This window comes from Rhodococcus gordoniae (genome assembly GCF_001646655.1).
In the GTDB taxonomy this organism is placed as follows: domain Bacteria; phylum Actinomycetota; class Actinomycetes; order Mycobacteriales; family Mycobacteriaceae; genus Rhodococcus; species Rhodococcus gordoniae.
Map to the genome: position 1 here is coordinate 10,014 of NZ_LPZN01000003.1, position 21,596 is coordinate 31,609.

Genomic DNA, 21,596 nt, shown 5'->3' on the forward strand with positions numbered 1-21,596 from the left:
CACCGCCCCCCGCTGCCACCCGGCACCGTACTGGCCGGGCAGTCGAACGACAGCCGATCTTCCATTATCCCGAAGTGTCCGACACAGGACTAATCCGCGTCGCCCGCCGGGGCGGCGTCCACGCCGTCTGCCGGGCCGGCGTCGACGCCTTCCGCGACGGCGATCACGTCGCGCACCAGCTGTGCGAGACCGCCGGCGCCGAGTTCGGGCAGCATCCCCGGTACGAGGCCGTTCAGGACCACCGACACGAGCGCCTCGGCGGTGAGCGCGCCCCCCGTCGTGGTGGCCATGGTGTCCAGACGCTGGGCGAACTCGCCGAGTGTGACCTCGCGCTCGCCGTGCCGGAAGGCGACCGTGCCCGGGGCCGCGGCGGCCGCCGCGGCCACGAGTGCCGGCAGATCTGCGACGGTACGCGCCTTCTTCGGCCGGGCCGCCCGCGCCCGCTCCGCATCCGTGCGGATGTCGATCGAACGGAGAACGACCTGCGGGTCGGCGCTGACGGTCTCGAGGATCCGGACGAAGCGATCGCCGAAGGTCTCGACCGTCGCGGCGTCGAACAGTGCCGTGGCGTAGGTGAAGGTCACATCGAGCGCGGTCAGCGCTCCCGACTCGGAGAACCGTTCGACCACCGTGCACTGCAGGTCGAACTTCGCCTGATCGGCGCCCGTCTCGAGCGCGGTCACCTCGAGTCCCGGCAGGGTGAAGGTGCCCGTGTCGATGTTCTGGAAGGTGAGCATCGCCTGGAACAGCGGGGTGTACGCGCTGTTGCGGCGCACACCGAGCCGTTCGACGACCCGCTCGAACGGCACGTCGGCGTTGCCGAACGCCGCGAGGTCCTTCTCCTTGGCCTGCGCGAGCAGCTCCGCGAAGGTCGCCGAACCGGCCACCCGGGTACGGAGCACGAGGGTGTTGACGAACATGCCGACGAGGTCGTCGAGCGCCTCCTCACCACGACCGGCGGTCGGTGTTCCCACCGCGATGTCCTCGCTGCCGGACAGGCGGGCGAGCAGCACCGCGAAGGTGGCGTGCATCGCCATGAAGACCGTCGCGTTGTGTTCACGGGCGGTCTTCTCGATCCGCTGCGCGAGTTCCTCACCGATCGTGAAGGTGAACGACTCCCCCACCGTGGACTGGCGGGCGGGTCGCGGGCGATCCGTGGGCAGGGCGAGTACCTCCGGCACACCGGAGAGTTCGCCGGCCCAGTAGTCGAGCTGGCGCGACAGCTCGCTCTCCGGATCGTCCTCGGAACCGAGAACGCTCTGCTGCCACAGCGTGTAGTCGGCGTACTGGACCCCGAGCGGTTCCCATCCCGGGGTTTCCCCCGCGACGTGCGCGAGATAGGCGGTCATCACGTCGCGCACGAGCGGACGCATCGAATACCCGTCGGCGCTGATGTGGTGCGCGACGACCGCGAGGACGTGTTCGTCCGCGGCGAGCCGCAACAGCGCGACCCGCACCGGCGGGACCGATGCCGTCACGTCGAATCCGCTGCCGAGGATCTCGGTGAGACGGTCGACGAGCTCGTCGGCGGTCACGTCCACCGGGGCGAGTTCGGGCACGGCCTGCGCGACCGGCAGCACGATCTGCACCGGACCGTCACCCTTGTCCGGGTAGACGGTGCGCAGCACCTCATGTCGTGCGAACAGATCGGCGACCGCTGCACGCAGGGCGTCCACGTCGAGCGCACCGGTCAGGCGCACGGCGACGGGGATGTTGTAGACACCCGATTCGGGATCGACCCGGTTCAGGGTCCACATGCGCTGCTGCGCGAGCGACAGCGGCACCCGCTCGGGACGCGGGACGGTCGTGAGTGCCGGACGGGCACCCTCGCCCACCGACGGCCGGATACGGGCGGCGAGCGCGACCACCGTCGACGACTCGAAGACGGTCCGGACCGGCACGCGGGTGTCGAGTGCGGCACCGAGCCGGGCGGCAAGCTGCGTCGCGAGCAGCGAGTTGCCGCCGAGTTCGAAGAAGTCGTCGTCGAGACCGGCCCGTTCGACACCGAGCAGTTCGGCGACGGTCGCAGCCACGATCTCCTCGACGGGATCGGTCGGGGCGCGGAACTCCCCCGCGTCGAGTTCGGGATCGGGCAGGGCACGCCGGTCGAGCTTGCCGTTGGTGTTCAGCGGCAACACGTCGAGTTCGACGAAGGCCGACGGCACCATGTACGACGGCAGCCGCTCCGCCAGCGCCGTCCGTGTCGCATCGGCGTCGAACGCCTCTGCGGCCGGCACGACGTACGCGACGAGACGGTCGCCGAGGTGAGCGGTGCTGCGCACCAGGACGGCGACGTCCTTCACGTCCGGCAGCTCGCGCAGGACGGTCTCGACCTCGCCGAGTTCGATGCGGTAACCGCGCACCTTGACCTGGAAGTCGGCCCGATCGAGATATTCGAGGCGACCGGCACGGTTCCACCGGACGATGTCGCCGGTGCGATACATGCGTCCGCTCCCGGACGGGTCGGCGACGAACCGGTCGGCGGTGAGGTCGGGACGGTCGTGGTAGCCCCGCGCGAGCTGGGCACCCGCAAGGTACAGCTCGCCGGCGACGCCCGGAGGTACCGGCCGCAGCCGGTCGTCGAGGACGTAGACGGCGGTGTTCCACTCGGGCACACCGATCGGGACGACGATCCGGTCGGCGTCGTCGACCTCGTGGACGGTGACCGAGACCGCGGCCTCGGTCGGTCCGTAGAGGTTGTACAACCTCGCCGTGTTGTCGGCACGGAACTGCTGGGCCACCGCCGCGGGCAGGGCCTCACCGATCGCGAGGATCCGTCGCAGCGACGGCGCCACCGGGCCGGCCGCGACCGTCATCAGCATCGACAGCATGGACGGAACGGTGTGCAGCGTGGTCACCTGCTCGTCGCGCAGCAGTGCGAGCAGGTGGTCGGGATCGCGGTGTCCGTCGGCCGTGGCGATCACCAGGCGAGCACCGCTGGTGAGCGCCGACCAGAACTCCCACACCGACAGGTCGAACGTCGCGACGGTCTTGAGCAGCACCGCGTCGTCGGATCCGAGACCGAAATGCTCACGCTTCCACAGCAACTGGTTGACGATCGCGGCGTGCGAGACCGCGACACCCTTGGGGCGGCCGGTCGAACCCGACGTGAAGATCACGTACGCCGTGTTGCCCGGCCGCAGTGGAGCGGACCGGTCGGTGTCGACGATCGGTCCGTCCGCGACCCCGACGAGGTCGAGGCGGTCGAGTTCGACGACCGGCGCGGTGCCGTGCTCCACACGGTCGCCGCTCGTCGTGACGATCGCGACGGGTGCGGCCGTGTCGAGGATGTAGGTGTTGCGCTCGGCGGGCTGGTCCGGGTCGACCGGCACGTAGGCCGCACCGGTCTTCGCGATCGCGTACATGCCCACGAGCAGCTCGGGCGAACGGCGAATCGCCAACGCGACCCGATCCTCCGGTCCCACACCGAGACCCAGCAGATGCCGGGCGAGACGGTTGACCGCCGAATCGAACTCGCCGTAGGTCCACCGCCGGCCCTCGTACACGAGCGCGACGGCATCGCGGTGCGCGGCGACCTGCTCGTCGAACAGGTCGACGAGAGTCGCTCGCGTGTCGGTCCCGTGAGCAGTGTCGTTCCACTCCCCCAGCACGGTGCCGCGTTCCTCCGGCAGCAGCACGGCGTGGTCGCCCACGGGCAGCGACGGCATCTCGACGAGCGCTGCGAGCAACTGCTCGAAACGGGCCGCGACGGTCTCCGCCGTCTCGCGGTCGAACAGATCCGTCGCGTACGTGAGGATCGCGTCGATGCCCTGCGGCGCGCCGTCGTCGCCGTAACGGTCGGCGACGATCAGGTGCATGTCGAACTGGGCGGTGCCGCCCTCGAGGTCGACCGGTTCGATGTCGAGGCCGGGCAGGGCGAGTTCGGATCGGCTCTGGTTCTGGAACGAGAAGCCGACCTGGAACAGCGGATGCCGGGCCGTCGACCGGGCCGGATTCAGGATCTCGACGAGACGCTCGAACGGCACGTCCGCGTGTGCGAAGGCCTGCAGATCGGTTTCCCGTGCCGCCGAGAGCAGTTCGTCGAAGGACGCATCGCCGTCCACCTGCAGCCGGAGCACCAGCGTGTTGACGAACATGCCGATGATGTCCTCGGTGGCCTGCTCGGTGCGACCCGCGATGGGGGTGCCCACCGCGATGTCCGTCGAGCCGGACAGGCGCGCGAGCAGTGCCGCGAAGGCGGCGTGCACGGCCATGAACACGGTCGCGTTCCGGTTGCGTGCCAGATCGCGCAGCTCGCGGTGCAGATCCGCGCCGATGGTGAACTCCACGCGGTCGCCGCGGAAGCTCTGCTGCGCGGGGCGCGGACGGTCGAGCGGCAGGTCGAGCTGGTCGGGCAGGTCGGCGAGCGCGGTGCGCCAGTAACCGAGCTGCTCGGCGGCGGTCGAATCCGGATCGTTCTCGGAACCGAGAACCTCCCGCTGCCACAGGGCGAAGTCGGCGTACTGCACCTCGAGCGGCGCCCACGCCGGTTCGGTCTCGGCGGAGCGGGCGGCGTAGGCCGTCATGACGTCGCGGACCAGCGGCACCATCGACGAACCGTCGGCGCTGATGTGGTGGACCACGGTGACGAGGACGTGATCGTCGTCGGCCACACGGAGCAGATGCATCCGCACCGGCACATCGACGGTGACGTCGAAGCCTGCCGCAGCGATCTCCCGCATGCGTGCCTCGAGATCGGCGACGGCGACGTCGACCGGTTCGAGCCCGGGGCGGACCCGAGAGGCCGGCAGGATGCGCTGGATCGGGCCGGAGTCCGTCTCGGGATAGACGGTGCGCAGCGACTCGTGCCGTGCGACGAGGTCGGCGACCGCGGCACGCAACGCGTCGACGTCCAGTACGCCCTTCATCCGCAACGCGAACGGGATGTTGTAGGCCGTCGACTCGGGATCGAACCGGTTGAGGAACCACATCCGCTGCTGTGCGGGAGACAGCGGGATCGACTCCGGCCGGGTCCGGGCCGCCAGCGGCACTCGCCCACCGCGGCCGGATTCGTGTTCGAGCCGCGTGGCGAGTTCCGCGACGGTGGACGCCTCGAACAACGCCCGCACCGGCACCTGTGCGTCGAGCGCGGCACCGAGCCGGGAAACGACCTGCGTCGCGATCAGAGAGTTGCCACCGAGCGCGAAGAAGTCGTCGTCGGCGCCGATACGGTCGACACCGAGCACGTCGGCGAACACGCCCGCCACGATCTCCTCGAGCGGAGTGCCCGGCGCGCGGAAACCACGTGTCTCGAACACCGGCTCGGGCAGCGCCCGGCGGTCGAGCTTGCCGTTGACCGTCAGCGGTATCGCCTCGATCACCACGAACGCCGAGGGCACCATGTACTCCGGCAGGACCACGGCGACACTGCTGCGCAGCGCTTCGGTGTCGATCGACACGCCGTCGTGCGCAACCACATAGGCGACGATCCGGACCGCTCCCGGGGTGTCCTCACGCACGATCACCGCGGCGTGCGCGACGTCGTCCTGCGCGAGCACCGCAGCCTCGACCTCACCGAGTTCGATGCGGAAACCGCGGATCTTCACCTGGTCGTCGGCGCGGCCGAGATATTCGAGATCGCCCGAGACGACCCAGCGGGCGACATCGCCCGTCCGGTACAGCAGCGCACCGTCGGACGAGAACGGATCGGCGACGAAACGTGCCGCAGACAGCTCGGGGCGACGCAGGTAACCACGCGCCAACTGGCCACCGCCGACGTACATCTCGCCGGCCACACCCACCGGTACCGGCTTCAGGCGACGATCCAGCACGTACACCCGCAGACCTGCGATCGGGACACCGACCACGCTCGCGGACGCACCCTGCGCCAGATCGGCACCGATCTCCCGGTACGACACATGCACGGTCGTCTCCGTGATGCCGTACATGTTCACCAGGCGCGGGGCTGTGCCGATCCCCCGTTGCTGCGCTCGTCCCGCCTCTCCATGGCGCTCGAACCACCCGGCGAGACGGCGCGGCTCGAGCGCCTCACCACCGAAGATCACGTACCGCAGCGACAACTGCGCCTCGTCGACCGCGACCCGGTCGGCCTCGACCAGCTGGTAGAAGGCCGACGGCGTCTGGTTGAGCACGGTGACGCGTTCGCGGATCAGCAACTCGCGGAAGGCTTCCGGCGAACGCGACGTGAAGTAGTCGACGACCACGAGGGTTCCGCCGTAGAGCAACGGCCCCCACAGCTCCCATACCGAGAAGTCGAAGGCGTAGCTGTGGAACATCGTCCACACGTCCGACGAGTCGAAGCCGTACACCGATTCGGTGTTGACCATCAGCCGCACCACAGTGCGATGCGGGATCAGCACACCCTTCGGGCGCCCGGTCGATCCCGACGTGTAGATCACGTACGCCAGGTTCGTCGATGTCAGCGGGGCACGGCGCTCCGCGTCGAGGATCGGTGCGTCGTCGACGTCCGACAGATCCAGACGGTCGATCTCGACGATCGGCACCGAGTCCGGGAACGGCACCTCGGCATCCGAGGTGGTCACCACCGCCACCGGCGTCGCGTCCGAGACCAGGAACTCGATCCGGTCGGCCGGCGAGTTCGGATCGATCGGCAGGTATCCGGCACCGGCTTCGAGCACTGCGAGCAGCGCGACGATCAGATCGAGCGAGCGCGGCATCGCGACCGCGACGAGATCCTCGGGGCCTGCCCCGACGTCGATGAGATGACGTGCCAGGCGGTGCACCCGCGCACCGAGTTCGCGGTAGGACAACTGCTCGTTTCCGAACCGCACCGCGACCGCGTCGCCGCGCTCGGCGACGCGTGCCTCGAACATGTCCACGAGCGTCGCCCCGGCCGGCGCGACGTCGTCGCCCAGCGAGTTCCAGCGCGAGACGACCAGTTCCCGCTCGAAATCGTCGAGGATCTCGATATCCCCGACCACGGCCGAAGGGTCCTCCACGACCGCACGGAGAATCCGGAGCAACTGCTCCGCGAACGCCGCGACCCTCAGGTCGTCGAACAGGTCCGTCGCGTAGGTGACGGCGAACTCCATACCCGCGTCCGCATCGTCCTCACCCTTCCTCTCCGCAAACGTGAACTGCAGGTCGAACTTGGCGGTATCCGCGTCGTAGTGGAGGGCCCGGGCGGTGACGCCGTCGAGAGCGAACTCGACCTCACCGGTGTTCTGGAACGTGAGCGCCACCTGGAACAGCGGGTGACGGGCCTGTGACCGCTGAGGATCGAGGATCTCGACGAGCCGCTCGAAGGGGACGTCGGCGTGCGCGAAGGCGTCGAGATCGGTCTCCCGCACCTGCCCGAGCAGGTCGTGGAAGGGACGATCGTTCCGCACGTCGACTCGGAGCACGAGCGTGTTGACGAACATGCCCACGAGGTCGTCCAGTGCACGCTCGCCGCGACCGGCGATCGGGGTGCCGATGGCGATGTCCTCCGAGCCGGACACCCGGGCCAGCAGCACTGCGAGTGCCGCATGCACGACCATGAACAGCGTCGTGTTCCGTTGCCTGGCCAGCTCTTCCAACGAAGCGTGCAGCTGTGGCTCGATCCGGAACCGGCTCGTCCGGCCGGCGTTGGACGCCACCTCCGGGCGAGCACGATCGGACGGCAGATCGAGCTGGTCGGGCAGGTCCGCCAGCCGATCGGTCCAGTACTTCGTCTGCCGGGAGAAAACCGAGTCCGGATCACTGTCCGAACCGAGGACCTCGCGCTGCCAGAGGGCATAGTCGGCGTACTGCACTTCCAGCGGCGCCCACGCGGGAGCTTCCCCACGCGAGCGGTTGGCGTACGCGAGCATGATGTCGCGCGCGAGCGGTCGCAGGGAGAAACCGTCGGCTGCGATGTGGTGCACCACGAGGAACAGCACATGTTCGCGGGCACCGAGAGTGAACAGCACGACCCGCAACGGCACGTCGCGCGTGACGTCGAAGCCCTCCGAGGTGAGCTGTTCGGCCCGATCGAACAGGGCGCTCTCGTCGACACGCTCGACCGGCAACTCCACTGTGTAGGGCGGCAGGATCGACTGGTGTCCTGTGCCGTCGACGTCGGGATAGACGGTGCGCAGCGACTCGTGTCGTTCGACGACGTCGCGTAGCGCGGTGCGCAGTGCCTTCACGTCGAGGTCCCCGGTCAAACGCACCCCTACCGGGATGTTGTTCGCACCGGATTCGGGATCGAACCGGTTGAGAAACCACATGCGCTGCTGCGCCGGCGACAACGGAATACGTTCGGGGCGCGTCGTCCTGGCGAGCGGGACGCGTTCACCTCGGCCGGCCTCCCGTTCGACGCGCACCGCGAGTGCGGCAACGGTGCCGGCATCGAAGAGTGCGCGCACCGGCACTTGCGTGTCCAGGATCGCACCGAGACGGGAGACGACCTGGGTCGCGAGGAGCGAGTTCCCTCCGAGTTCGAAGAAGTCGTCGTCGAGCCCGACATCCTGTACGCCCAGCACGTCGGCGAACACTCGCGCGACGGATTCTTCGACCGGGGTGGTGGGTGCACGGAATTCGCGGTAACGGAGGCCGAACTCCGGTTCGGGTAGCGCGCTGCGGTCGAGTTTGCCCACGGGCGTCAACGGCACCTCGTCGAGCACGATGATCTGCGAGGGGACCATGTACGAGGGCAGCGAGCGTGCGACGTGCTCGGAGAGTTCGGCAGGGACGAGCCCCGCACCGCCCTGCACGTATGCGACGAGAGCCGTTTGCCCCGAGGGCATCTCGTGGCCGACGGTGCTGGCGAACACGACGAGCGGGTGTGTCAGGAGCACGGCGTCGATCTCACCGAGTTCGATCCGGTATCCGCGGATCTTGACCTGGAAGTCCGAGCGGCCCACGAACACCAGACGACGCTCGGCGTCCCAGCGCACGATGTCGCCGGTGCGGTACATCCGAGCGCCCGGCACACCGAACAGGGCCGCGACGAACCGCCCTGCGGTGAGACCGGGACGTCGATGGTATCCCCGGGCGAGTACGTCACCCGCCAGATAGAGCTCGCCGGGTACCCCTGTGGGAACCGGTCGCATCCGGCCGTCGAGAACGAGCGCGTGCACACCCGCGGTGGGTGCGCCGATCGTGATCGGCCCGTCGGCTTCGAGCTGTTCGCGAGTCGAAACGATCGTGGTCTCGGTCGGTCCGTAGGCGTTGAAGAATCGCCGGCCGGGAGCCCAGCGCGCTACGAGGTCCGGAGTGGACGCGTCGCCACCGACGTTGACGGTGTGCAGCGAGTCCAGGTCGCCGGGATCCACCGAACCGAGCACCGCCGGGGTGATCACGGCGTGCGTGACCTTCGTCTGCGCGATGAGTGCCCGCAGTTCGGCACCACCGTAGATCGACGGCGGCGTGATGACGAGTTCGGCGCCCGTCGAACCCGCCATCGTCCAATCCAGCACGGAGGGATCGAAACTCGGCGAACAGATGTGCAGGATCCGGGACCGGGCGGTCACCCCGTACAGTTCGACGGTTTCCCGGACCAGGCCGGCCAGGCCGCGGTGGGTGACCCCGACGCCCTTCGGGCGACCCGTCGAACCCGAGGTGTAGATGACGTACGCGAGATGGTCGACTCGCAGCGACGCCGTGCGGTCGGCATCCGTGATCGGGGCCGCCGACCGGGCGGAGCAGTCGGCGACGAACGCATCGTCGTCGAACCGAACCCATTCGGTCCGGGAGGGCAGCTTCGCCGCGTGCGCCGTCGCGGTCAGCCCGAGCAGGGCTCCCGAGTCGTCGAGCATGTGGGCGACGCGTTCGATCGGGTATTCCGGGTCGATCGGCACATAGGCCGCACCCGTCTTCGCGACCGACCACACCCCCAGCACCATTTCCCACGAACGAGGGAAGGCGAGGGCGACGAGTTCGTCGGGACCGGCACCGCGTCCGATCAGATACCGCGCGATCCGGTTGGACCGTTCGTCGAGGTCCCGGTAGGTCAGGACGGTGTCGCCCGCCCGGACGGCAATGCGATCGGGATGGTCGGCTACCGCGGAGGTGAGCAGTTCCACGAGCGTCGCCGTCCGCGCGACCGCCCGTCCACGGACGGAGAGCAAGTGCTGTGCCTCTCCGTCCGAGAGGATCTCGAGATCACCGACTGCAGTCGACGCATCGGCGACGACCCCTTCGAGCATCCGGACGAATCGCGCACCGAAATCGGAAACGGTGTCCGCGTCGAACAGGTCCGTGGCATAGGACAATTCGACGACGTAACCACCGTCCGTCCCGGCGCTGTCCTCGTCGAGGACGGTGACGGCGAGATCGAACTTCGACAGGTCGCTGTCGAACGCCAGATTCGAAACCGACAGTTCCGGCAGCTCGAACGAGACCGGGCCGATGTTCTGGAAGGCGAGCATCACCTGGAACAGCGGATTGTGCGCCTGGGTGCGCACGGGAGCCAGGACGTCGACGAGCCTCTCGAACGGAACATCCGCGTGTGCGAACGCCCCCAGGTCCACGTCGCGTACGTGGCCGAGAAGTTCCTCGAACGGAGCCGAGACGTCGACCTGTGTACGCAGCACGAGCGTGTTGACGAACATGCCGACGAGCTCGTCGAGGACACGTTCACCGCGGCCGGCGACCGGGGTGCCGATCGCGATGTCGTCCGACGCGCTCATGCGTGCGAGGAGCGCTGCGAGCACCGCGTGCACGACCATGAAGTCCGTCGTCCGATGTTCCTTCGCGAGGCGTCCGATCGCGGCCCGCAGCTCTGCGCCGATGGTGAATCGCGACGTCGCTCCACGGTAGGAGGCGACTGCGGGCCGAGGGCGGTCGACCGGGAGGTCCAGGCTGTCCGGCAGATCCTCCAGCGTTTCGATCCAGTAATCGATCTGCTGCGCTACCAGGGATTCCGGGTCTTCCTCGGAGCCGAGGACATCGCGCTGCCAGAGGGTGTAGTCGGCGTACTGGATGTCGAGCGGTTCCCAGCCGGGCGCCTCCCCGGTGGACCGAGCGGCGTAGGCGATCATGATGTCGCGCGTGAGGGGTCCCATCGAGAACCCGTCCGCCGCGATGTGGTGCAGCACGGCTACGAGCACGTGCTCGTCCGGAGCCGACTCGAAGAGCCGGACGATCAGAGGGACGTCGCGAGCAAGGTCGAACGGGGTCGCGGCGAGCTGTCGGAGTTCGGCAGGAAGATTCTCCGGGTCGATCGACCGCGCTTCGAGTCGGATCGTGACATCGGCCGGGGCGAGCACCTTCTGGTATCCGTAGCCGTCGATGTCGGGGTAGACGGTGCGTAGCGACTCGTGACGCGAGATCACGTCGTGGAGCGCGGCTTCGAGGGCCTCGACGTCCAGCTTGCCCGACAGATGCACGGCGACGGGGATGTTGTTCACCGCCGATTCGGGGTCGAAGCGGTTGAGGAACCACATGCGCTGCTGGGCGAGCGACAGCGGCACCCGTGCGGGTCGCGGACCGGCGACGAGCGGGATCCGGTCGATGCCGGACGACGCTGCCTCCACGGCCGCGGCGAGACCTTCGACGGTGGACGACTCGAAGATCGCACGCAGCGCCGTCCGGACGCCGAGGGCTTCGCCGATGCGGGAGACGGCCTGCGTCGCGATCAGCGAGTTGCCACCGAGCGCGAAGAAGTCGTCGTCGAGACCGACGCGGTCGAGTCCGAGGACATCGGCGAAGACCGACGCGACGATCTGTTCGACCGGGGTCGTCGGTGCGCGGAACTCCTTGACCTCGAAGACCGGAGCCGGCAGGGCCTTGCGATCGAGCTTGCCCGACGATCCGAGCGGGAACTCGTCGAGCACGACGTAGACCGCCGGCACCATGTAGGCCGGCAGCGAGCCGGTGAGACGGCGCGAGACGGAGGCGGTGTCGAGCGACCGCCCGTCGGCGGCGACGAGGTAGGCGACGAGATGCTCACCGGAGTGGGCGTCCGAGCGCACCAGCACGACTGCCCGGTCGACGTCGTCGAGCGCGAGCAGGGCCGTCTCGATCTCGCCGAGTTCGATGCGCAGACCGCGCAGCTTGATCTGGAAGTCGGTCCGGCCGATGTATTCGAGTTCGGCACGTGCTGCGCCTGCGTCGGAGACCTCCCGGGCGGCCCATCGCACGAGATCGCCCGTGCGATAGAGCCTCTCCCCCGCCTCGAACGGCGAGGCGACGAAGCGCTCCGCAGTCAGGTCCGGCCGCGCCACGTAGCCCCGTGCCAGCTGGACACCCGACAGGTAGAGCTCACCCGCGACACCGACCGGCACCGGGTGCAACCGGCCGTCGAGGACGTGGACACCGGTGTTCCAGACCGGGACACCGATGGGCACCGACACGGTGTCGGCCGCGGTGACCTCGTGGTAGGTCACATCGACGGCCGCTTCGGTCGGGCCGTACAGGTTGTGCAGGCGAGCGCCCGGCAGGATCGTCCGCAGACGTGCGGCGACCGATGCGGGCAGCGCCTCGCCCGACGCGAAGACCATCCGCAGCGACGACGCCGACGCGGCGGCGTTCTCGGCGACGAAGACCGCGAGCATGGACGGCACGAAGTGCGCGACCGTGACGCCGCGTTCCGCCATCACCCGCGCGAGATAGGCCGGATCCCGATGCCCCTCGGGCAGCGCGATCTCGAGCCGTGCACCGATCTGCAGGGGCCAGAAGAACTCCCACACCGACACGTCGAAGGTGAACGGCGTCTTCTGCAGCACCACGTCGTCGTGGGTGAGTCCGTACTCGTCCTGCATCCACAGCAGGCGGTTGACGATCGCACCGTGCGGAACCGCCACGCCCTTGGGCCGTCCCGTCGAGCCGGACGTGAAGATGACGTACGCGGTGTTCGCGGGGGTGAGCGCGGCGGTGCGCTCGGCGTCGGCGACCGGGCCGGACGGCAGGCCCGACAGGTCGAGCGTGTCGATCTCGATCGTGGGCACCGCAGCGTTCGCCTCGAACGCGTCGCGGGTGGTGGTCAGCACCGCCACGGGCGCCGCCGTCGCGAGGATGTACGCGTTGCGTTCGGCGGGCTGATCGGGATCGAGCGGAAGGTAGGCACCGCCGGCCTCGACGATCGCATACATGCCGACGAGGAGGTCGAGGGAGCGGCGCACCGCGAGTCCGACGGTCGACTCCGGGCCGACCCCCTGCGAGATCAGGTGGCGGGCAAGTCGGTTCGCGCGCGCAGCGAATTCCGCGTAGGTGAGTTGTTCGCCCTCGAAGGCCACGGCCACGGCGTCCGGATCCGTCGCCACCCGGGTGTCGAACAGATCGACGAGAGTGGCCGGTTCCAGTGCGTGCGCGGTGTCGTTCCACAACTCGAGGACCGCGTGACGCTCGTCGCCGCCGAGCAGGTCGATATCCCCGACGGCGACCTCCGGCTCGCGCACCACGGCCTCGAGGACGCGGACGAAGCGATCGGCGAAGCCACGCACCGTCGCACGATCGAAGAGATCGGTCGCGTAGGTGAACGCCGCTCCGAGACCGTCGGGCGTGCCGTCCTCCGCGAAGTCCTCGGTGAGGGTCAGCTGCAGGTCGAACTTGGCGACCGCCGTGTCGATGTCGAGCACGTCGAGGGTGAGTCCGCGCAGTTCGACGTGCGCGGCCCGCAGGTTCTCGAACGAGAGCATGACCTGGAAGAGGGGATGCCGGGCGGTGGACCGGGCCGGGTTGAGCACCTCGACGAGTCGTTCGAAGGGCACATCGGCGTGGCCGAAGGCACCGAGCGCCGCGTCGCGTGCCCGCGCCAGATGCGAGGTGAACGGCGTACCCGAATCGACCTCCGTGCGCAGCACGAGGGTGTTGACGAACATGCCGATGAGGTCGTCGAGCGCCTGCTCACCGCGACCGGCGACGGGTGTGCCGATCGCGATGTCGTCCTGGCCGGACATCCGCGCGAGCAGCACGCTCAGGGCGGCGTGCACCACCATGAACAGCGACGCGTTGCGGGTGCGCGCCAGCGCCACGAGCTCGCGGTGCAGCTCCGGGTCGATCGAGAAGTCCACGGTGGCACCGGAATAGGACTGCATGGCCGGCCGCGGGCGGTCGGCGGGCAGATCGAGCTGATCGGGGACGCCGGCGAGGGTGCGACGCCAGTAGTCGAGCTGACGGGAGATCAGCGACTGCGGATCGTCCTCGGATCCGAGTACCTGCCGCTGCCACAGCGTGTAGTCGGCGTACTGCACCGGGAGCGGCGCCCACGACGGCTCCTCCCAATCGGTGCGCGCCGTGTAGGCGACCATGATGTCGCGCGCCATCGGACCGGTGGACCAGCCGTCCGCCGAGATGTGGTGCACGACGAGCGCGAGCACGTGTTCCTCGTCGCCGAGTTCGAACAGCTCTGCGCGGATGGGCACGTCCGACGTCACGTCCAGTCCGGTGAAGACCAGGCGACGCACCGCCGCGGGCAGCTCCCCGGGGGTGATCCGGGTGGGGGTCAGGTCGGGCACGACCTCCGCTGCGGCACGGACGACCTGATGCGGTCCGTCCGGCGAGTCGGGGAAGACGGTGCGCAGCGACTCGTGCCGGTCGATGACGTCCATGATCGACACCTGTAGTGCCGCGACGTCCAGTTCGCCGGTCAGACGCAGCGCCATCGGGAGATTGTAGGTGGCCGAGCGCGGATCGAAACGGTTGAGGAACCACATCCGCTGCTGCGCCAGCGACAGCGGAACCCGTGCGGGCCGCGGCAGTTTCGTCAGCGCGACGCGCGCGCCACGACCCGCCTCCTGCTCGACGCGCACCGCCAGCGCCGCCACCGAGCTGGATTCGAACAGCGCCCGTACCGGCACCTGTGCGTCGAGCGCGACACCGAGCCGGGAGACCACCTGCGTGGCGAGCAGCGAGTTGCCGCCGAGTTCGAAGAAGTCGTCGTCGAGACCGACTCCCTGTACGCCGAGAACTTCGGCGAAGACGTTCGCGACCGTCTCCTCGATGGGAGTCGTCGGGGCGCGGAACTCGCGGTAGCTGATGCCGAGCTCGGGTTCGGGCAGGGCACGGCGATCGAGCTTGCCGACGGGGTTGAGCGGCACCTCGTCGAGCACGATGATCTGCGAGGGCACCATGTACGAGGGCAGCGACCGGCCGACGTGATCGGCCAGCACGGCAGGATCGATCTGCTGATCTCCGTGCACGTACGCGACGAGCGCCGTCTGGCCCGACGGCATCTCGTGCCCGACGGTGGTCGCGAAGTCGACGAGGGGGTGGGTCAGCAGCGCCGCGTCGATCTCACCGAGTTCGATGCGGTAACCGCGGACCTTGACCTGGAAGTCGGAGCGACCCGCGAACTCGATGCGTCCCTGCTCGTCCCAGCGAACGACGTCGCCGGTCCGGTACATACGCGTTCCGGCCGAACCGAACGGGTTCGCCACGAACCGGTCGGCGGTGAGCGACGGACGGCGGTGATAACCCCGGGCGAGCACGTCGCCTGCGAGATACAGCTCTCCCGCGACACCGGCGGGGACGGGACGGAGCCGGCTGTCGAGGACCAGGGCGTGCACCCCGGCGACGGGACGGCCGATGGTGATCGGTCCGGACGGCTCGAGGAGGCCTCGCGTCGAGACGATCGTGGTCTCCGTCGGACCGTAGGCATTGTAGAACCGGCGGCCGGGCGCCCAGCGGGACACGAGGTCGGCGGTGGACACGTCACCACCGACGTTCACGAGACGCAGGGTGTCGAGCCCGCTCGGGTCGACGGAACCGAGTACCGCCGGGGTGATGACCGCGTGGGTGACCCCGGTGCGTTCGATGAGCGCGCGCAGTTCGGCGCCGCCGTAGATCGTCGGCGGTGTCACGACGAGTTCGGCGCCGGTGGACCCGGCCAGCGTCCAGTCGAGGACCGACGGATCGAAGCTCGGAGAGCAGACGTGCAGGAGTTTCGATTCCTCTGTCACGCCGTACAGTTCGACGCTCTCGCAGACGAGGCCGGCGAGACCGCGATGGGTGACCGCGACGCCCTTGGGCTTGCCCGTGGAGCCGGAGGTGTAGATGACGTACGCGGTGTGGTCGAGCCGCAGCGGCGCCGCGCGATCGGCGTCGGTGAGCGGACCGTCCGGGTAGGACGCGCAGGACGCGACGAACTCGGGGTCGTCGAGCCGGATCCACTCGGTGCCCGAAGGCAGACCGGTGGCATATTCCCCGGTCGTCAGACCGAAGACGGCCGACGAGTCGTCGAGCATGTGGGTGACACGTTCGGCCGGGTATTCCGGGTCGACGGGTGTGTAGCCGGCGCCGGTCTTGGCGACCGACCACACGGCGAGGACCATCTCCCACGACCGCGGGAAGGCGAGGGCGACGATGCCGTCGGGACGAGCACCGCGCGCGACGAGGTTCCGGGCGATGCGGTTCGACCAGGTGTCGAGTTCGCGGTAGGTCAGGACGGTGTCGCGGTCGCGGACGGCGACACGATCGGGATGGTCGACGGCGCCGGTGGTCAGCAACTCCACGAGGGTGCGGGCTTCGGCCGGCTCGGGCCCCTTCGCGGTGAGGAGGCGATCGGCCTCTCCGGGCGAGAGGATCGCGAGGTCGCCCACGCAGGTCGACGGGTCGGCGACGATCCCGGCGAGGATCCGGGCGAAGCGTTCGGCGAAGACGGCGACCGTCTCGGCATCGAACAGATCGGTGGCATATTCGAACAGCGCGTCGAGACCGGCGGGTTCGCCGTCGTCGCCGGCCTTCTCGGTGACCCAGAGCTGGATGTCGAACTTCGAGATCGGCACGTCGAGTTCGGCACCGACGGCGTGCACCCCCGCGAACGAGATGTCGCGTGCGGTTCCGGGTTCGAGGGACAGCGCGGCCTGGAACAGCGGATGGCGCGCGGTGGACCGGGGCGGATTGAGTACCTCGACGAGTCGCTCGAAGGGGACGTCGGCGTTCGAGAAGGCTGTCAGGTCGGTTTCCCGGACACTGCCGAGATACTCCTCGAACGACACGCCGGGATCGATCCGGGTGCGCAGGACGAGGGTGTTGACGAACATGCCGATCAGGTCGTCGAGGTCCTTCTCCCCGCGACCCGCGACCGCGGTACCGATGGCGATGTCGTCGGACCCGCTGAGCCGGGACAGCAGCGCCGCGTAGGCCGCGTGGACGACCATGAACAGCGATGCCTGTTGTTTACGGGCGAGGTCGACGAGACCGCGGTGGGTCTCGGCATCGATCTCGAAGCGGTGCTTGTCGCCACTGTAGGACGAGACGGCGGGCCGGCTCCGATCGGCGGGCAGATCGAGCTGGTCGGGCAGACCGTCGAGTTCGTTCACCCAGTAGTCGAGTTGCTGCGCGGCAACGGAATTCGGGTCGGCTTCGTCACCGAGGGCCTCGCGTTGCCAGACCGCATAGTCGGCGTACTGGACGGGAAGCGGCGTCCAGTTCGGCTTGTCCCCCTCGACGCGGGCGCTGTATGCCGTGACGACGTCGCGGGCGAACGGGCCGAACGAGGAGCCGTCGGCGGCGATGTGGTGCAGCACCATCGCCAGGACGTAGCGGTCGGGGGCGAGCCGGTAGAGCGCGACCCGGAAGGGGACGTCGCGGACGACGTCGAAACCGCGACTCGCGAGATCGACGACGGCGTCGCGCAGATCCTGCTCGTCGACGTCGATCGGCTCGAGCGGGACGACGACCTGCTCGACCGGAAGGATCACCTGCTGCGGTTCGCCGTCCCTCTCGGGGTAGACGGTCCGCAACGTCTCGTGTCGCGCCACCACGTCGGCGAAGGCGTCGGACACCGCACCGGGATCGACGGCGCCGGTGAGCTGCACCGTGAACGGAAGGTTGTAGGCGGCGGTGCTGACGTCGAAGCGGTTGAGGAACCAGATCCGTTGCTGCGCAGTCGACAACGGGAGTACGTCGGGTCGGGGGCGGGCGACGAGCGGCGATCGCGCGCCGGTACCGATCTGCTTGGCGAGCCGCGTCGCGAGACCCACGACGGTGGACGCCTCGAACAGCACACGCACGGGCACCTGGGTGTCGAGCGCGGCCCCGATCCGGGAGACCACCTGGGTGGCCACGAGGGAGTTGCCGCCGAGTTCGAAGAAGTCGTCGTCGAGACCCACACGGTCGATGCCGAGGACCTCCCCGAACGCTCCGGCGACGGCACGTTCGGCAGGCGTGCGCGGCTCACGGAAGATGCGGGTACTGCTGAAGACCGGCTCCGGCAGCGCCTTCCGGTCGAGCTTGCCGCTCGTGTTGAGCGGCAGTGCGTCGAGCACCATGAGCGACGCCGGGACCATGTACGACGGCAGGGAACGGCCGGCGTGGTCGGCGAGATCGGAGGTGTCGATCGTGCGGCCGGGGGCGGCCACGACGTACCCGACGAGCTGATCGCCGGTGGGAGTCGCCACCACGAGCACGACGGCCTGCGAGACGGCGGGATGCGTGAGGAGCACCGTTTCGATCTCGCCGAGCTCGATGCGCTGGCCGCGGAACTTGACCTGGAAGTCGGTGCGCCCGATGTACTCGAGCAGACCCGCACCGTCGTCCGTGGTCTCCCACCGCACCAGGTCGCCGGTGCGGTACATGCGCTCGCCCGGCCCGCCGAACGGGTCGGCGAGAAAACGATCCGAGGTCAGGTCGGGACGATCGAGATAACCACGCGCGAGCTGGATACCGGCGAGGTACAGCTCGCCGGGACGCCCCACCGGCACCGGGCGCAACCGCCGGTCGAGGACGTACGCGCGGCTGTTCCACTGCGGAATGCCGATCGGGACGCTGTGCACGTCGCCGGGGGCGGCCCGATGGTAGGTGATGGACACCGCGGCTTCGGTGGGGCCGTACAGGTTGTGGAGCCCGGCCGGGCACATCCGCGCGAAGTCCGCGGCGGTCCCGGACGGCAGCGCCTCACCGATGACGAAGACGTGCCGCAACGAATCACATGTTCCGGCAGGCGCATTGGCGACGAAGACGGTGAGCATCGACGGCACGAAGTCGGTGATCGTGACCCCGTGCTCGGCGATCTTGTCCGCCACGTAGACCGGGTCGCGGTGCCCGTCGGGCGTCGCGACCACGAGGGTCGCGCCGACGCGCAGGGGCATGAAGAAACCCCACAGCGACACGTCGAAGGTCGTCGCGGTCTTCTGCAGGTACACATCGGAGGACGTCAGGCCGTACTGGTCGTTCATCCACTGGATCTGGTTGTCGATCGCGACGTGGCTCACCGCCACGCCCTTCGGCCGTCCCGTCGAGCCCGAGGTGAAGATGACGTAGGCGGTCGTGTCCGGCAGGATCGGGCCGCGCCGTTCGGCGTCGGTGAGCGGCGTCGCGTCGAACCGCGAGTGGTCGAAGGTGTCGACCTCGATCGTGGGGATGCCCTCGGGCAGCGTCACGTCGTCGCGTGCCGTGGTGAGCACCGCCGCGGGGTGGGCGGTCTCGAGGATGTAGGCGGTGCGATCGGCCGGGTGGTCGGGGTCGATCGGCACCCAGGCGCCACCCGCCTCGACGATCGCGTACATGCCGACGACGAGGTCGAACGAGCGGCGGACACACAGTCCGACGAGCGATTCGGGTCCGACACCGAGGTCGACCAGGGCGCGGGCGAGGCTGTTCACCCGTGCCGCGAACTCGGCGTAGGTGAGCGACTCGCCCTCGAAGACCAGTGCGGTCGCGTCGGGAGCGACGGCGACCCGCTCGTGGAACTCCGCGAGCAGGTCGCGGCGCTGCACAGGGTGATCGGTGCGGTTCCAGTCGCGGACGACGTGTTCGAGTTCGGTGCGGCCGGCGAGCGGGATGTCCCAGACGGGCCGATCCGAAGCCGAGCCGACGAACCGGTCGAAGAACTCGACGAACCGTCCGTGATCGGCGGCGGACCGGTCGGGTCCGTAGAGGTTCGGGTTCGACTCGAAGTCGATATGGGTGCTGTCGCCGCTGGTGTAGATGTTGACGCCGAGGTCCTCGATCAGACCGGTCGACAGGATGTTGATCCGCCCGACCATGTCGCCGAGGCGGACCTCGTTGTCGAACAGCATGATGTTGACCCACGGACCGAAGAAGGTGGATTGTGCTCCACCCGCGGAGGTCGCGTCGCGGTCGCGGACGATGTCCTCGTGCCGGTAGCGCTGGTGCCGCAGGGCACCCGAGACGGCGGCTCCCGACGCCACGATCAGATCGTGCACGGTGGTCTCGTCGGTCACGCTCAGGCGGAGCGGCACGACGTTCGAGACCATGCTGCCGGAGCGGCGCAGCAGCGCGGTGGTGCGCGCCGCGACAGGCAGGCTCAGGACGACGTCGGTCTGTCCGGTCATCTGGGCGACGTAGGCCGCGAACGCCGCGATGACCGCGGTGGCCAGGCTCGTGTTCTCCCGCTCGGCCAGTTCGGCGACGCGCCGTTCGGTGTCGTCGGACAGCGCGGCGCTGTCGATGCGGCTGACCGGGGCGGGCGCCGCGGTGCGGCCGGCGAGGCTCGTGGCCTCCTCGATGCCCTCGATCTGTCGTGCCCAGTACTCGCGGTCGTCGGCGAACCGCTTCGACCCGCGGTACTCCATCTCGATCTCGTAGACCTTGCGCAGATCGGACGCGAGACTCGGGGGCGGTTCGACACCGTCGACCGCGGCCGTGTAGAGCTCGGCGATGCGGGTCATGAACGTCGCGGCGGCGAAACCGTCGAGCGCGAGATGATGAACGCGGTTGTACCAGAAGTAACGACGGTCACCGATGCGCAGCACCGTCGCGGAGATCAGCCGGTCGCGGAGGACGTCGACGGGACGGCTGCGATCGTTGCGCATCCAGTCGAGCGCGGCCTGGCGGGGATCGGGCTCGCCCCGAAGATCCTCGTACCCGACGGACTCTTCGAGAGTGGGGTCGACGAGCTGGTAGGGCTGGGCGTCGACCTCGATGAACCGGAGGAAACCCGATCCCATCTCGTGGGCGGCGCGGACACTCGCGGCACGCAGCAGGTCGCGGTCGACGTCCCCGTCGAGTTCGACGTACTGAGCGATGTTGGCGGGCACCGTCGGATCGACGTGCTGAGCGAACCACATGCCCAGCTGTGCCGGCGAGAGCGGAAAGGCCCCGGGCGGCACGATGCCCTGCGCGTTCGCCGCTTCCGATCCGCCGCTACCCAGCGAGTCCAATCCCCAACCTCTCTCTCACCGTCGCGCAACCCCCATCGGCGGCAGCTTGCGCAGCGCACAACCTTCTCGGTTTATCTGCTGACCAGGTGGGAATCGTTACGGCGCGGCCGGGCGGTAGGACTCTCCGCAGGACCGGACGCAGCAACGAATCCCCGGCCTTTCGGCCGAGGCGCCCGAAGCAGGTTACCCGCCGGTCATCACCGGAGCCCATGACATACGCACCGGGACCAATCTACAGGGTGCCCACCCGGCGCCGACCGGCTGTCACCCGAGTGCGGACGATCACGTCCACGCCACGGCGATGATCACATTGAGAATGCCCAGACCACCGGCGACGTGGGCGAGGGTCGCGGTCGAGCCGGGGTTCTGCTTCTCCTTCTTCATGCCGACGATCGCGACGACGAGGATGGCGAGGGCGACCAGCAGCTTGATGCCGATCTTCATGTGGTCGAGGTCCGCGTCGTTCGCTTCGTTCAGTCCGACCAGCGCCAGACCCGAGACGACCTGCAGGATGGCGCCGTGCAGCATGCCCGCGACGACACGCGGATCCTTGATGACCGCGAGCCACGAGCCGATGATGCCGGCGAGACCGATGAAGTGCAGGATCAGGAAGATCTTGATAGCGATGTCCATGGGCGCAATCCG

General features: G+C 68.9%; 2 protein-coding genes. Both read right to left on the reverse strand.

The annotated features are described in order from the left end of the window. Window positions 1–89: 89 nt before the first annotated feature. Window positions 90–20,951 carry a non-ribosomal peptide synthetase gene (locus A8G18_RS01825; protein ID WP_064062528.1) on the reverse strand — a complete coding sequence of 6,954 codons (20,862 nt, stop codon included), beginning with the start codon at window positions 20,949–20,951 and terminating at the stop codon, window positions 90–92. 282 nt (window positions 20,952–21,233) lie between these two features. Next, the gene (locus tag A8G18_RS01830) at window positions 21,234–21,584 is read right to left on the reverse strand and encodes a hypothetical protein (RefSeq protein ID WP_064062529.1); all 351 of its coding nucleotides are present in this window, start codon (window positions 21,582–21,584) and stop codon (window positions 21,234–21,236) included. Window positions 21,585–21,596 lie beyond the last annotated feature (12 nt).

What these genes read in the sequence shown, in the direction of transcription:
- A8G18_RS01830 (WP_064062529.1), bottom strand. Translation starts at nt 21,584, where the DNA reads ATGGACATCGCTATCAAGATCTTCCTGATCCTGCACTTCATCGGTCTC.